12 protein-coding genes are annotated in these 13,825 nt (G+C 66.7%); 5 read left to right on the top strand and 7 right to left on the bottom strand.

The features are described from left to right. Positions 1-312: 312 nt before the first annotated feature. The gene (locus tag DND132_RS10920) at positions 313-1,965 is read right to left on the bottom strand and encodes a lytic transglycosylase domain-containing protein (protein ID WP_014322801.1); all 1,653 of its coding nucleotides are present in this window, start codon (positions 1,963-1,965) and stop codon (positions 313-315) included. A gap of 203 nt (positions 1,966-2,168) precedes the next feature. Between DND132_RS10920 and DND132_RS10915 the strand changes: the two genes are divergently transcribed. Together DND132_RS10915 and DND132_RS10910 are read left to right on the top strand one after the other, a co-directional pair. Then, entirely contained in the window at positions 2,169-2,930 is a 762-nt protein-coding gene (locus tag DND132_RS10915) for a TrmH family RNA methyltransferase (RefSeq protein ID WP_014322800.1), read from the top strand. A 137-nt stretch (positions 2,931-3,067) separates the two neighbouring features. Continuing rightward, positions 3,068-4,456: a class II fumarate hydratase gene (locus DND132_RS10910; protein WP_014322799.1), complete on the top strand. Its 1,389-nt coding sequence runs from the start codon at positions 3,068-3,070 to the stop codon at positions 4,454-4,456. Here the strand turns inward: DND132_RS10910 and DND132_RS10905 are convergent. Continuing rightward, on the bottom strand, positions 4,453-5,046 hold the full coding sequence (locus tag DND132_RS10905; RefSeq protein WP_014322798.1) for a LysE family translocator: 594 nt from the start codon (positions 5,044-5,046) through the stop codon (positions 4,453-4,455). The genes DND132_RS10910 and DND132_RS10905 overlap by 4 nt on opposite strands. Before the next feature lie 107 nt (positions 5,047-5,153). Between DND132_RS10905 and DND132_RS10900 the strand changes: the two genes are divergently transcribed. From DND132_RS10900 to DND132_RS10890, 3 genes are all read left to right on the top strand, one after another. Then, positions 5,154-6,518 carry an aminotransferase-like domain-containing protein gene (locus tag DND132_RS10900; protein WP_014322797.1) on the top strand — a complete coding sequence of 455 codons (1,365 nt, stop codon included), beginning with the start codon at positions 5,154-5,156 and terminating at the stop codon, positions 6,516-6,518. A 127-nt stretch (positions 6,519-6,645) separates the two neighbouring features. After that, a complete protein-coding gene (locus DND132_RS10895; RefSeq protein WP_014322796.1) occupies positions 6,646-7,059 on the top strand; it encodes an Hsp20/alpha crystallin family protein in 414 nt (137 codons plus the stop codon). A gap of 10 nt (positions 7,060-7,069) precedes the next feature. Beyond that, positions 7,070-7,438 carry an Hsp20/alpha crystallin family protein gene (locus tag DND132_RS10890; RefSeq protein WP_014322795.1) on the top strand — a complete coding sequence of 123 codons (369 nt, stop codon included), beginning with the start codon at positions 7,070-7,072 and terminating at the stop codon, positions 7,436-7,438. A gap of 89 nt (positions 7,439-7,527) precedes the next feature. Here the strand turns inward: DND132_RS10890 and DND132_RS10885 are convergent, their stop codons facing one another. The 5 genes from DND132_RS10885 to DND132_RS10865 all read right to left on the bottom strand — a co-directional run bounded on the left by DND132_RS10885 (position 7,528) and on the right by DND132_RS10865 (position 13,799). Continuing rightward, positions 7,528-8,208, bottom strand: coding sequence for a response regulator (locus DND132_RS10885; protein WP_014322794.1), 681 nt, complete (start codon positions 8,206-8,208; stop codon positions 7,528-7,530). Position 8,209: 1 nt separating this feature from the next. Further along, positions 8,210-11,068 carry a PAS domain-containing sensor histidine kinase gene (locus tag DND132_RS10880; RefSeq protein WP_014322793.1) on the bottom strand — a complete coding sequence of 953 codons (2,859 nt, stop codon included), beginning with the start codon at positions 11,066-11,068 and terminating at the stop codon, positions 8,210-8,212. 111 nt (positions 11,069-11,179) lie between these two features. Beyond that, positions 11,180-12,652 (bottom strand): alpha/beta hydrolase family protein, encoded by a 1,473-nt coding sequence (locus DND132_RS18295; RefSeq protein WP_014322792.1) that lies wholly within the window; start codon positions 12,650-12,652, stop codon positions 11,180-11,182. Positions 12,653-12,671: 19 nt separating this feature from the next. Then, entirely contained in the window at positions 12,672-13,088 is a 417-nt protein-coding gene (tolR, locus tag DND132_RS10870; RefSeq protein ID WP_014322791.1) for a protein TolR, read from the bottom strand. A gap of 9 nt (positions 13,089-13,097) precedes the next feature. Beyond that, complete coding sequence (locus DND132_RS10865) at positions 13,098-13,799, bottom strand: MotA/TolQ/ExbB proton channel family protein (protein ID WP_014321253.1); 702 nt, start codon at positions 13,797-13,799, stop codon at positions 13,098-13,100. Positions 13,800-13,825: the final 26 nt, after the last annotated feature.

Genomic DNA, 13,825 nt, shown 5'->3' with positions numbered 1-13,825 from the left:
CCCACTCTCGAAAGCCTATTCCGAGGGCGGCAGGGCGGCAGGGGAGAGAGCCGCTGTCGGGTGCTGCGCAGCCAAATCGCTCCAAAGATTGAGAATGGAAGGCCTTCGACTCTTGTTGAGTCGGCGGCCTTTTTTGTGTGGCCCACCCCGCGGAGCGGCGATAAAAAGTTTGGGAAAAGGAGGGGATGGGGGTCCGGGGAAGGGAGAAGACCTTTCAAAGGGTTTTCCTCCCCTTCCCCCGGCCGCCGGAGGCAAAAAAAGGTCCCGTTCGGCGGAGCCGAGCGGGACCTTTTGGGGTGCGTTGAGGACCGGTTACTGGACGTGGACCTTGAGCTGCTGGCCCGCGTAGATGGTGGTCTTGGTGCTGATGGCGTTCCAGTGGCAGAGGTCGGAGACCTTGACGCCGAACTTGCGGGAGATGGAGTAGAGGTTGTCGCCGCGGCGGACCTTGTAGTTGACCACCTGGGTCTTGACCTTTTCGGCGTCCTTGACGGCCTGCTTGGTGGCCGCGTCCGTGCTGTTGGGGATGTACAGCTTCTGGCCGACCTTGAGGCGGTTGGAGCGCAATCCGTTGGACTTCTTGAGGGTGGCCACCGTGGTGTTGAAGGACTGGGCGATGGACCACAGGGTGTCGCCGGAGCGGACCACGTAGTTGCCGCGCTTGGCGGCGATGGCCCGGGTCTGGGCCGTGGACGAGGAGGCCGAGGACGCCGGGGAGGCCGACGGGGAGTCGCCCGCAGAGACCACGGCGGTCCGGCTCGAGCCGTTGCCCGGGACCATGACGTACTGGCCGGGGCGCAGGGTGTTGGAGCGGGTGTTGTTCACGCTCTTGAGCACGTTGATGGGCACGTTGTAGCGCCGGGAGATGACCCACCAGGAGTCGCCGGAGCGCACGCGGTGGCGGGTGTAGCCCGCATAGGGCTGCGCGCCGGGCTGGGCCAGGTAGGCGATCATCTTGTCCGCCTTGTCCGCGGGCAGGTAGGCGGTGGCCTCCATGTGCGGCGGGCTGACCTGGCGGCGGAAGGCGGGGTTCAGGTCGTGGAAGTCCGACCAGGTCATGCCCCCGGCCCGGGCCAGGGCGAGGAGGTCGGTGCCGCCGGGCACCTTGACCTCGGTCAGTTCGTACTCCATGTCCCAGGACACGGGCTCGAAGCCCAGGGTGTCGAGGTTCTGGAAGATCTTGGAAATGGCGATGAACTTGGGCACGTAGTGGCGCGTTTCCAGTTTGAGCCGGTTGCGCCGGGAGAGCTTGCGGTTCTGTTCGGTCAGTTCGAAGAAGTCGTCGCAGTTGGCCTGTTTCAGGGCCCGGGCGATCTTGCCCTCACCCGCGTTGTACGCGGCCAGGGCCAGGTACCAGTCGCCGAACTTGTCGTACAGGTCCCTCAGGTGCCGGGCGGCCGCGTCCGTGGCCTTGTAGGGGTCGCGGCGCTCGTCGATCCACCAGTCGGACGTCAGCCCGTAGAGCTTGCCCGTGCCGCGCATGAACTGCCACATGCCGCCCGCTCCGGCCCAGGAATAGGCCCGGACGTTGTAGCCGGACTCCACGAACGGGAGCAGGACCAGGTCCTGGGGCAGCCCGTACTTGGTGAACACGCGGCGCACGTAGGGCAGGTAGGGCTGGGAACGTTCCAGCCAGCGCTCCATGGTCTTGCGCGCCTTGTGGTTGTAGTAGGTGAAGAAGAGCTCGACCTCCTCGTTCTCGTGGGACTCGAGGTCGAACAGCAGGCCGAAGCGCTGGTTGAGCACGGCCTGTTCGGTCTGGGTCAGGTCCTCGCCCGGAGTGACCTCCGGAGCGGCCTCGATCTCGGGCTCGAGGGCCTCGGCGTCTTCCGGCACGAGGTTCTCGGTGACCTGTTCCTCCACGGGAGGGGCCGTCTCCTGGGGCGCCTTGGGGGCGCAACCGGCGGCCAGGCTCGCGATGAGCAGACCCACCGCCAGTAAATATGCATAGTTGAAAACTCTCAAGCGATCCTCCGACTTCGGCACACCATTATCAGATAAGTCCGGCTTTGAAAAGTCTAGAAAAAATCATGAGTGCCGGATGCGCGAGGCTTCCAGCTAGCCCACCTTGCCATGGATTGCAATAGGAGCCATAAACGCCTACTAGACCCCCTTGTCGAAGGCAACCATGTGCAACATTTTTCCGTGTTTATCATAAGGATGCGATAATGCAAGAACATGACCGGGACAAAAAAGATTCGAAAATCTACGTAGTTGGTAATAAGCCGGTCAAGGAACTTTTGCTGGATTCTCCACAAAAGGTGGATTTCGTCGCCTTCCGCAAGGGGCGGCGCGACCAGGCCATGGAGGAAATCCTCGACCTCTGCCGGACCGCCCAGGTGCCCTACAAGTCTGTTTCCGCCAAGGAATTGGACTACATGTTCCGGGGCAACCACCAGGGCGTGGCCGCCCGCTGCGCCGCCCTGGACTACACGCCCCTCGAACAACTCCTGGAGGAGGCTCTCCAGGCCCCCCTGCCGCTCATCGTCGCCCTGGACCAGGTCCAGGACACCGGCAACGTGGGCGTGCTCGCCCGCACGGTTTACGCCCTGGGCGGCGCGGGCCTCATCGTCTGCCAGCACCACGGGGCCTACATCGGGGCCGGGGCCGTGCGCTCCTCGGCCGGTGCCCTGAACAAGCTCCCGGTGGCCAAGGTCGGCAACCTGGCCAACGCCATGAAGGACTGCGTCAACTACGACTACACCCTGTACTGCGCCCGCCTGGCCCCGGATTCGGACAACGTCTACACCGCCGACCTGCAAACCCCGGCCGTGCTCATCCTGGGCAACGAGGAAAAGGGCATCCGGCCCGGCGTGGCCAAGTTCGCCCAGCACAGCCTGCACATCCCCTTCCTGCGGGAGTTCGACTCCCTCAACGTGGCCCAGGCCGGGGCCATCATCGTCTCGGAATTCGCCCGGCGGCTGGGATAGCGGGCCCCGCGCCCCTTTCCGAGAACCCGTCGGGACGCCCCCGGCCGTCCCCGAGACGCGCGCGTTGTCGCGCCCCGCTGTTGAGCGGGCGTGGCGGATGGGCTATGGTGGGCAATAAAACAGACATCGGAGGTCGCATGGTTCGCATCGAGACGGACAGCCTGGGCGAGGTCCGGGTGCCGGAAACGGCGTTGTGGGGCGCGCAGACGCAGCGGGCGCTGGAACTGTTCACCATTGACGGGGAGCTGATGCCCCGCGAGATGATCCGGGCCTACGCCATCCTCAAGAAGGGATGCGCCCGGGCCAACGGCGCGGCCGGGAAGCTGGACGACGGGCGGCGCGACCTGATCGTCGCGGTCTGCGACGAGATCCTGGCCGGGAAGCACGCGGACATGTTTCCGCTGCCGGTGTGGATCTCGGGCAGCGGCACGCAGTTCAACATGAACGTCAACGAGGTCATCGCCAACCGCTGCTCACAGCTGGCGGGCGAGCCCCTCGGCTCCAAGAAGCCGGTCCACCCCAACGATCACGTCAACCTCAGTCAGTCAACCAACGATAACTTTCCGACAGTCATGTATATGGCTGTGGCGACGGAAGTTATTGAACGGCTTATGCCGTCGCTGGCCGGGATGTTCGAGGCCCTTTCGGCCAAGAGCGAGGCCTGGGCGGACATCGTCAAGATCGGGCGCACGCACATGCAGGACGCCACGCCCCTGACCCTGGGCCAGGAATTTTCCGGGTACGCCGCCATGGTGGAGGACGACGGGCGGCGCATCCGCGAGGCCCTGGAGTCCGTGTTCGAGCTGCCCCTGGGCGGCACGGCGGTGGGCACCGGGGTGAACAGCTGGCCCGGTTTCGCCGAGGCGGCCGTGGGGCGCATCGCGGAGCTGACCGGGCTGCCCTTCGTTCCGGCGCGCAACCGGTTCGCGGCCCAGGGCAGCCATGACGCGCTGGTGCACCTGTCGGCGGCCCTCAAGACCCTGGCCAATTCCCTGCACAAGATCGCTTCGGATATCCGGCTGCTGGCCTGCGGGCCGCGCGCCGGGCTGGGCGAGTTGGTCATCCCGGCCAACGAGCCGGGCTCGTCGATCATGCCGGGCAAGGTCAACCCGACCCAGTGCGAGGCCCTGACCATGGTCGCCCTCCAGGTCGTGGCCAACGACCTGGCCGTGACCCTGGGCGGCACGTCCGGCAGCCTGGAGATGAACGCCTGCAAGCCGCTGATCATCCGCAACGCGCTGCACTCGGTGCGGCTGCTGGGCGACGGCATGCGCAGCTTCACCGAGCACCTGCTCAAGGGGCTCGAACCGGACCGGGAGCGCATCGCCGCCCACGTGGCCCATTCGCTCATGCTGGTCACGGCCCTGACCCCGGTCATCGGCTACGACAAGGCGGCCAGGATCGCCCTGCACGCCCACCGGACCGGGCAGAGCCTGCGCGAGGCGGCCCTGGAGCTCAAGCTGGTCTCGGCCGAGGAGTTCGACCGCGTGGTGGTGCCGGAGCTGATGATCCGCCCCAGGGGCTAGATGAACAGGGCGTAGGCCGTGGCCCCGACCATGACGGCCACGAGCACGCAGTTGACCGCGACGAGCACGCCGCCGGACTTGAGGGTGCGCAGGATCACGGCCCCGGCCAGCCCCCAGGTGGAGTGGAAGAGCACCTGGAAGAACAGGAAGGTGGGCACGAAGACCGCGACCTCGCGCCACAGGGCTACGGCCGGGTCGGCCAGCATGCTGAACCCGACCACGGACATGGCCCAGCTCTTGGGATTGAGCGGGTGCAGGACGACCCCCTCGGCAAAGGAGAACCGCCGGTCCACGGTCCGGGCGGACAGCGTCATCGAAAGCAGCTTCCAGCCGAGATACAGGATGTAGGACATCCCGACCACCTTCATGGCCAGCGCGAGGTTGGGAGAGGCCATGAACAGGCCGCCCAGGCCGAAGCAGACCAGGGTGTTCAGGGAGACCATGCCCACCGTGGTCCCGATGAGGAAGGGGACGGCGGACCGGAAGCCCGTGGTCTGGCCGATGCCCATCATGGTCAGGTTGCCCGCGCCGGGCGTGCCGGTCATGACGATGACGAAGAGGACGAAGGCGGCGTATGTTTCCAGGCTCATGGCGATGACTCCCCGGACCGCCGCCCAGGCTGGCGGTCCCGTTGCGATTTTTCGTCCTTCGATGCCTACGGTTGACTTTGTGTGGCGTCAATGAATATATTGTCCGCATGACAATATACGCACCCGCACTGGTCCGGGGCCAGGGCCCCCTGTACGTGGAATTGGCGGACGCCATCGAACGGGACATCGAGGCCGGGACGCTCGCGCCCGGCGAGCGGCTGCCCACCCACCGCGACCTGGCCGACGCCCTGGGCGTCAACGTGTCCACGGTGACGCGCGGCTACCGCGAGGCCGAGAAGCGCGGCCTGATCTCGGCCACGGTGGGGCGCGGAACCTTCGTCACCTCGGACGCGGTGACCAACTCCTCCATGGTCTCCTTCGAGCCGTGCGCCCCCGGCATGCTCGAACTCGGGCTCATCGCGCCCCTGGACCACCTGGACCCGGAGATCACCGAGGCCTTCCGGCGCATCGCCCGGCGCAGGGACCCGGCCTCGCTGCTGCGTTACTCCGACCCGCGCGGCCAGGCCGAACATCGGCGGGCGGGCGCGCTCTGGGCCGAGCGCTTCGGGGTCCCGGCCCAGGCCGAGGACGTCGTGGTCTGCGCCGGGTCCCAGCACGCCCTGACCTGCGCCCTGGGAGGCCTGCTGCGTCCCGGCGACCGGCTGGCCGTGGACGAGCTGACCTACCCCGGCCTCAAGACCCTGGCCGCCATGCTCGGCCTGCGCCTGGTGCCCATCCCCATGGACGAGCACGGCATGGACCCGGCGGGCCTGGACGCGGCCTGCCGCCGGGACGAGATCAAGGCCCTCTACCTCATGCCCGGCGTGCACAATCCCACCACCGCCACCCTGTCCGAGGCGCGGCGCAACGAGATCGCCCGCCTGGCCGACCGCCACGACCTGATCCTCATCGAGGACGACGCCTACGACCTGACGGACCCCGGCCGCATGGCCCCGGTGGGCAACCGCGCGCCGCACCGCCGCGTCTACATCGCGGGCATGTCCAAGTCCCTGGCCGCAGGGCTGCGCGTGGCCTTTGTGGTCGCCCCCCAGCACCTGGTCAAGCCCCTGGCCCAGGCCGTGCTGAACACCGTCTGGATGGCCCCGCCCCTCAATGTGGAGCTGGCCGCCATGTGGATTCACGACGGCACCGCCGACCGCGTGGTGGAGGCCAAGCGGGCCGAGGCCGCCCGCCGCTACATGCTCGCCTGCGACGTGCTCGACGGCCTGCGCTTCCGGGGCAAGCGCTCGGGCTTCTTCCTCTGGCTCGAACTCCCGGAGCCGTGGACCGGCCGCGCCCTGGAGCAGGCCGCCGCCGGCCGGGGGGTGAGCGTGTTCGGGGCCGAGAAGTTCACCGTGGGCCAGAGCCCCGCGCCCCGCGCCGCCCGCGTCTCCCTGACCGGCGCGGAATCGCCTGAGCGGCTGCGCGAAGGGCTGGTCATCCTGCGCGACATCCTCCGGGGCCGCCCCTAGGCCCCGCTCCCAGCCGTCCGTTCCGGGCGGAAAACAGACGACGCGAATTTTTTTCCACAGGCGGTCTTGACGATCGAAAAAGGGTGGCTATCTTCATTGCGAACGAACGAATAAGGAGGTGCCGTTCATGGTTATCGATTTCAATACGCTCTATAATTTCCCGTCCAGGTTGGACCGTGTCTTCGAGCAGATGCTGCGATCGCCCATGGGCGACGACCGGCGTTTGGCTTACCCCCCGCTCAATCTGAGCAACGACGACGAGAATATTTACGTCCGCGCGGAAGTGCCCGGAGTGACCATCGAAGACGTGGAACTGACGTTGACCGACAAGACGCTGGTCATCAAGGGCGAGCGCACCGCCCCGGAAGGCAAATTCTATCGGCAGGAGCGCCCGAGTGGCGTTTTCCACAGAGTTATCAACATCGGCGTGCCGGTCAACCGGGAGAAGGTTACCGCTTCCATGAAGGACGGTATCCTGACCGTGACCCTGCCCAAGTCCGAAGAGATCAAGCCGCGCACGATCAGCATCGACGTTGCCTAAGGAGGGTGTCATGAGCGAAGTCGCGAAGAAAGAGGAAGGCAAGGAATTGAGCCGCTTCCGTCCGGCCACGGACATCCTGGAGCGTGAGGACGGCTTTCACATCTTCATGGACATGCCCGGCGTGAGCAAGGGCGACATGTCCATCGACCTGGAAGAGGACGAACTGACCGTCACGGGCCGTTCGAGCCAGTGCCCGGCCCCGGGCGAGAAGTACGTGGAGGCGCAGTTCGGCGAGTGCGAGTACGTGCGCGCCATCTCCATCTCCGACATCGTGGACCGGGAGCGCATCAAGGCCTCCCTGGAAAACGGCGTCCTGGAACTGTTCCTGCCCAAGGTGGAGAAGATCCAGCCCAAGCGGATCACCATCGAAGCGCAATAGTTTCCCCAGTGATTCCATAACGAAAGAGCCCCCGGCAACCACGTTGCCGGGGGCTCTTTTTCGTCGGTCGGAACGGTCCCGCCATCCGTCTAGATGGCCCAGGTCTCGATGTCGATGAGGCCGAGGCGGGCGGCGTAGCGGACGAGCTCCACGGAGCTCTTGAGGCCGAGCTTCTTCATCAGGTTGGTGCGGTGGTTCTCCACGGTCTTGGGGGAGATGAACAGCTGCTCGGCCACGGCCTTGGCTGTCAGCCCCTCGGCGAGCATGCGCATGACCTCCTGCTCGCGCGGGGTCAGGGTGGCGTAGGGGTCGTCCTGGCCGTCGGCCTCGCCGGTCTTGGTCTGGAGCAGCTTGAAGACGACCTCCTGGGACAGGGCGCTGTCCAGGAAGAGGTTGCCGCCGGCCACGGTGTTCAGCCCCTTGAGGAGCTGTCCGGCGGCGGATTCCTTGATGATGTAGCCGGTGGCCCCGGCGCGGAAGGCCTCGACGATGTAGTCGGCCTCGGAGTGCATGGAGATGATCACGAACCGGGTCAGGGGCAGCTCGTCCTTGAGTTCGCGGATCATCTGGATGCCGCTCTTGTCGGGCATGGAGATGTCCACCAGGACGATGTCCGGCTTGTGCGTCCGGGCCAGGTTGACCCCCTCCTGGCCGGTGCCGGCCTCGGCGCAGACCGCGAAGTTCGCGTCCCGGCTGACGATGGTCTTGAGGCCCTCGCGAAAGAGGGGGTGGTCATCGACGATCATGATGTCCAAGGTGTTCGCTCCCATGCTAGCCATGTCTCCTCGCGCTTTCTATCGGTACCTTGAAGAGGATGCGGGTTCCGGTCCCGGTCAGGGTCTGGATCTCCAGGGAGCCGCCGATGAGGCGGGCTCGTTCCTCCATGCTTTGCAACCCCATGCGTTTTCCCGGGTCGGTCCGGGCCGGTCCATCCTCCGGGAATCCGCGGCCGTTGTCCTCGATGCGGATGAGGATGTCCGGGTGGCTCTTGACCAGGCGGATGACGGCCTTGGTCGCCCCCGCGTGGCGGCAGATGTTCCGGACGGCTTCCTGGACCATTCGATAGAGGTTGATTTCCACGTCGAAGTCCAAGGAAATATTCTCGATTCCGGTGGAAAAAAAGTCAACGTCAAAGCCATATCGGCTGCCCGCGTCATGGCACAGGTTGGTCAGGGCCTGGACCAGGCCGAGCTGATCCAGGGCCGGGGGGCGCAGGCCGTAGGCGATTTCCCGGACCGAGGCGATGGTGTTGCGCAGGACGTTGGCCACGGCCTCGCCCCGCCGGGCCAGCTCCGGGTCCGCGTCCGGGTGGCCGTCGAACAGGGTCTCCATCTTGAGCATGATGGACGACAGGTCCTGGGCCACGTTGTCGTGCAGGTCGCGGGAGATGCGCTGGCGCTCGTCCTCCTGCACGCGGATGAGCTGCTGGGTCAGGGCCTGGATGCGTTCCTGGGCCTTGCCCCGCTCCTCGGCCTCGGCCTTGAGCCGGACGTTGGCCTTGGACAGCTCGGCGGTCCGCTTGCGCACCCGGTTCTCCATCTGGGCGTGGGCGATGAGCAGTTCGGATTCCAGCGCCTTGTACCGGGTGATGTTGGTCAGGATGAGCATCTGGGCCTCGCGGCCGCCCCACATGATCGGCTTGACGCTCATGTTCACCCACTTGATCCCGCCGCTGCTGGTCAGGATGCGGAAGGAACCGAGCGATTCGTTCATCTCCCCGGAGTCGAGGCGGGCGAACTGGGGGGCGTGCTCGTTCCGGTCGCCGGGGTGGACCATGTCCGTGAAGTCCAGCTCCTCGAGTTCGCGGGCCGAGTAGCCGGTGATGCGCAGCATGGACTCGTTGACGTAGCGGGCCGTGCCGTTCTGCATGACGATGACCCCCTCCTGGGAGTTTTCGGCCAGCACGCGGTAGCGCTCCTCGGAGTCCATGAGGGCCTCTTCGGCCCGCCGCCTGGGGGTCACGTCGAGCAGGGAGACGATGACCCTGGACAGGGTGTCCTTGTACTCGTCCGGGACGAAGAAGTGGACCATGACCCAGATGGTCTCGCCGTCCAGGGTGCGGTTGGTGATCTCGCCGCAGTATTCGCGGCCGCCCGAGGCGAGCAGGATCATCTCCTCGGCGAAGGCGGCCATGGAGGACTCGGTCAGGACCTTGTCCAGGTTGCCGAACAGCTCCTCCTTGCTCGTCGCCCCGAGCAGGGACAGGGTGGCCTTGTTCACGTCCACCACGGTGACCAGGGCGGCGCACCGGGCCAGGCCCTCGGGGTTGTCGTAGAAGAACCGGCGGAAATCGGTGACGCCCCGCTCCCTGAGCTCGTCGAAATAGAACTTGAGCTTGGTCAGGTCCTCCTCCCACAGGGAGATGGGCGAGTCCTCGAACAGGGTGCGGAAGCGGGCCTCGCTGGCCAGGATGGCCTCCCCGGCCTCCCGGCGGATGGTCACGTCCCTGGACACGCCCTGGAACCCGCACGGGCGGCCCTTGTCGTCGAGCAGCCGCTTGATCACGGTCTCGGCCCAGAAGGTCCCGCCGTCCTTGTGGATGTGCTCCAGCTCCAGGCTGTTTATCAGGGAGTAGTCGCCCGTCCTCTCGGATTCCCGCCGCCGGACCAGGGCCTGGTCGAACCGGCGCAGGGACGGCCGGGTGATCATCCTGCGGAAGGACCGGCCCTGGAGCTCCTCCATGGTGTAGCCGCTGATGTCGACGATGGACGGGGTGGCGTAGGCCAGGCGGTAGTCGTTGTCCATGGTCCAGATGACGTCGGCGGTGTTCTCGGCCAGGAAGCGGTATTTTTCCTCGCTGGCCCGCAGCCGCTCCTCGGCCTCCTTGCGCGCGGTGATGTCCGTGGCTATGCCCTCCACGGCCACGGGCTCGCCGTTCTTGTCCCGGAGCAGGATCTGCCGCTGGCTGGCCCAGTGGACCTTGCCCGACTTGTGGATGAACTGGAATTCCAGCTCGTCGCGCACCGTGCCCGCGAGCATCTCCTCCATGATCACGTCCAGGTAGCCGTGCCAGTCCGGGTGGACGATCTTGCGCACGAGCATGGGGCACGCCTGGTACTCCCGGACGGTGTAGCCCGAGAACCGCTCCACCGAGGGGCTCAGGTAGTCGTAGAGCCCGGTGTGCAGGTTCAGGCGGAAGAAGATGTCGCTGGTGCAGTCGGAGATGAAGTTCAGGCTCTTTTCGGCCGCGCCCAGGGCCTCGCGCATGCGGATGACGTCGGACAGGTCCTGCTTGATGGCGATGACGTGGGTCACCTCGCCGGTCTCGTCGGCGATGGGGTCGAACCACCCTTTGACCGTGTGCAGGCTCCCGTCCCTGGCACGGATCACGTACTCCCCTTCCCAGGGGCGCCCCTTCCGGATGTTCGGCAGTACGCTGCTCCGGTACAGTTCCACGCTCTCGGGGGGCATGACCAGCTCGTGGGGCAGGTCCAGGATCTCGTCCACGGGGTAGCCCCAGAGGTCGGCGTAGGCCTGGTTCCCCCAGAGGGGGAAAAGGTTTTTGTCGTGGATGGACACGGCCATGCCCGAGGCCTCGATCAGGCTCCGGAACAGGGCGGGATCGCTTTCCATCAGCCGTTTGCGGGTCTCGGCGTCAGGGCGTGCTATGGTGTCGCGGTCGATCTTCACAAAACGTCCGGCGGGATGAAGTGGCGCACAGGCTCCTCAACGATGACGTACCGTAACGTATTTGTTGGTCGAATGGAAGGCGGAAGCCCCGGTTGGACCGGGCTCCGGAGATTATCTGAGGTTGTCGATCCAGGATGCGGCCAGGGCGGCGTGGTCGTCGGCCACCTGCTCGACCCAGGAGGAGCGGTTGCCCTCGGCCTCGAGGACCTCCCGGCTGGTCCTGGCCGGGGCGACCACGATGGTGAAGGCGCGCTTGTCCTTGTCGCGCAGGCTTTCGAGGGTGGTCAGCAGGGGCCGCCACCGGGCGGTTTCCCGGCCCGTGACCAGCCAGAACACGGGCAGCTTCAGGGCGGCCAGGGTCTCGCGGCCCGGCAGGTCGCCGGGGTCGAGCGCGTCGGTCAGCATGCAGACCAGGAAGCGCGGCCCGGCCTGGGCGGCGGCCCGGATGGCCGCGGGCACGCCCGGTCCGGCCCCCCAGATGCCCGCCCTGTCCGCGCCCACGGAGGGGTGGGCGGCCAGGAACGCGAAGGCGGCCTCGGTGTCCTCGGCCAGCTCCCCGGAGCCCGCCGGGGAGGGGGTCTCCAGCCCGCAGCCGCGCGGCTCGAAGGTCAGGGCGGCCAGGCCGTGCATGGACAGGGTCCGGGTGAAGGCCTGGACCATGCCGGGGTCGGCGCAGTCCGGCCCGTGGACCACCACCACGCCCGCGTGGCCCTCGTCGTAGGGCGGGCGGGAGAACTGGGCCGGAATCCGTCCGGCGGGTCCGTCGAAGGCCACCTCCTCCTCGCGCACGTGGACCTTGACCGGGTAGTGGGCGATGCGGTCGTCGTCCGTGACCAGGATGAACCGCTCGATGCGGTCGTCCTTGGCCAGGAAGGTGACCGAGCCCGTGACCGGCTCGTCGGCGTACACGGACGGGCCGATGGTGTAGACGTACTTGCCGAAGGCCTGCTTCAGGCGGCGCAGGGTCTTGTTTTTGGAATCGTAGATCAGAAACCGCCCGTATTTGGTGTTGCGGGCGTCGATGATGGAGATGACCCGGTCGTCCTTGGTCCGGAACTGGCCGGAGAACTCCTGGGCCGAGTAGGAGAAGTAGTCGCCCATCATGGCCCGGCCGAAGCGCGCCTCGGCCCCCCGGTGCACGGTGCCGTCCTTGCGCACGTAAATCTTCTTGGGCAGCCCGTCCTCGGCCAGCTCCTCCTCGGGCTTGGGCGGCTCCTCGGGAGGCAGGGTCTTGGTCGGGCTGATCTCGACCACATCGGGCTCGGGCTCCGGGGCGGGCGCGGGTTCGGCTTCGGCCTGGGGGGCGGGCTCGGGCGGCGGCGCGTCGTCCAGGACCACGGTCTTGTCCATGGGCAGGGGCGCGGCGGCCGGGGGCTCGGCCGGGCACTCGGGCTCGGGCGCGGGTGTGGGCACCGGGACGGGCGCGGGCATGGGGATGACCGGCTGCGGTTCCTCCACCTGGGTCAGCTCCACCTCCATCAGCTCCTCGGGCAGGGTCGGCGGCAGGCTCACGGAATGGAGCAGGGCCACCGCCGCCACGGCGTGGAAAAGGATGGAGAGTGTCCAGCTCAGTGCCCGTTGCATGCCGTGCCGCCCGCGTTCCCTATGACTTCCTGTCCGGCCTGGGCTCTTCGGCCACGATGCCGAGCTTGTCGATGCCCGCCGCCTTGATCTCGCCCATGACCTGCACCACGGTGCCGTAGGGCACCTCCTTGTCCGCGCGCAGGAAGAGCTGCTTCTTCTGCCCGGACACCAGCCGCTTCAGGTGGTCCTCCAGCTCGTCCATGGAGACCTGGTACTCGTCCAGGAATATCTTGCCGTCTTTCTTGACCGTCAGGACCAGATGTTCCGAATCCTGGGGCAGGTTGCGGACCGTGCGCGTGGTCGGCAGGTCCACCTCCACCCCCTGGGTCATGAGCGGGGCCGTGACCATGAAGATGATCAGCAGGACCAGCATCACGTCCACGAAGGGCGTGACGTTGATCTCGTTGAGGAACCCGCCGCCGGTCTTGATCGCCATGGCCGTCTCCTACGCCCGCTCGGGCTTGTCCGCCCAGGCGATCTCGCGCTCGGCGCGGTTCAGGAAGGCCCCGGCGAAGTCCACCATGCCGGACTCCACCTCGTTCAGCTTGCCCAGGAAATAGTTGTAGAAAATGGTCGCCGGGATGGCCACCAGCAGGCCGATGGCCGTGGCGATGAGGGCCTCGGAGATGCCCGGCGCCACCGTGGCCAGGGCCGCCGACTGGGCCATGCCGATGGAGTGGAACGAGTGCATGATGCCCCAGACCGTGCCGAACAGACCGATGAACGGGGCGGCGTTGGCGCAGGTGGCCAGGAACGGCAGGTTGCGGGTAAGCGAGCGCATTTCCTTGGAGATGCCCTGCTTGAGCACGCGCCGCAGGGTGTCCTTGACCAGCAGCCGCTTGCGCTCGCGGTTGACGCCCGCCTTTTCGAGCAGGCGGAACTCCTTGATGGCCAGGGACGCGACCCGGGCCAGGGGGGACTCCTGGTCGCCCAGGCTCTTGATGCCCTTGGCCAGGTCGCCCGCCGCCACAAAGGCCTCGTACCCCTGGATGACCTTCTTGCGGGCCGTGCCGATGGTGAAGAACTTGAGGAAGATGATGGTCCAGCTCCACAGGGACATGCACCCCAGGAAGAGCATGACCAGTTTGACCGCCAGGGTCGCCCCGGAGAGCAGGGTCAGAATGGAGTTGTCGGGCAGAAAGTTCATGATTGCACCTTCGGTTTGCGTTCGGG

The sequence above is a fragment of the Pseudodesulfovibrio mercurii genome, from assembly GCF_000189295.2.
GTDB classification, from domain to species: domain Bacteria; phylum Desulfobacterota; class Desulfovibrionia; order Desulfovibrionales; family Desulfovibrionaceae; genus Pseudodesulfovibrio; species Pseudodesulfovibrio mercurii.
Note: the sequence above shows the minus strand (reverse complement) of the source record. Positions and strands in the feature narration are given on the sequence as shown.

Coding starts and splice junctions, on each gene's coding strand:
- DND132_RS10915 (WP_014322800.1), top strand. CDS start 2,169: ATGCAAGAACATGACCGGGACAAAAAAGATTCGAAAATCTACGTAGTT.
- DND132_RS10910 (WP_014322799.1), top strand. CDS start 3,068: ATGGTTCGCATCGAGACGGACAGCCTGGGCGAGGTCCGGGTGCCGGAA.
- DND132_RS10905 (WP_014322798.1), bottom strand. CDS start 5,046: ATGAGCCTGGAAACATACGCCGCCTTCGTCCTCTTCGTCATCGTCATG.
- DND132_RS10900 (WP_014322797.1), top strand. CDS start 5,154: ATGACAATATACGCACCCGCACTGGTCCGGGGCCAGGGCCCCCTGTAC.
- DND132_RS10895 (WP_014322796.1), top strand. CDS start 6,646: ATGGTTATCGATTTCAATACGCTCTATAATTTCCCGTCCAGGTTGGAC.
- DND132_RS10890 (WP_014322795.1), top strand. CDS start 7,070: ATGAGCGAAGTCGCGAAGAAAGAGGAAGGCAAGGAATTGAGCCGCTTC.
- DND132_RS10885 (WP_014322794.1), bottom strand. CDS start 8,208: ATGGGAGCGAACACCTTGGACATCATGATCGTCGATGACCACCCCCTC.
- DND132_RS18295 (WP_014322792.1), bottom strand. CDS start 12,652: ATGCAACGGGCACTGAGCTGGACACTCTCCATCCTTTTCCACGCCGTG.
- tolR (WP_014322791.1), bottom strand. CDS start 13,088: ATGGCGATCAAGACCGGCGGCGGGTTCCTCAACGAGATCAACGTCACG.
- DND132_RS10865 (WP_014321253.1), bottom strand. CDS start 13,799: ATGAACTTTCTGCCCGACAACTCCATTCTGACCCTGCTCTCCGGGGCG.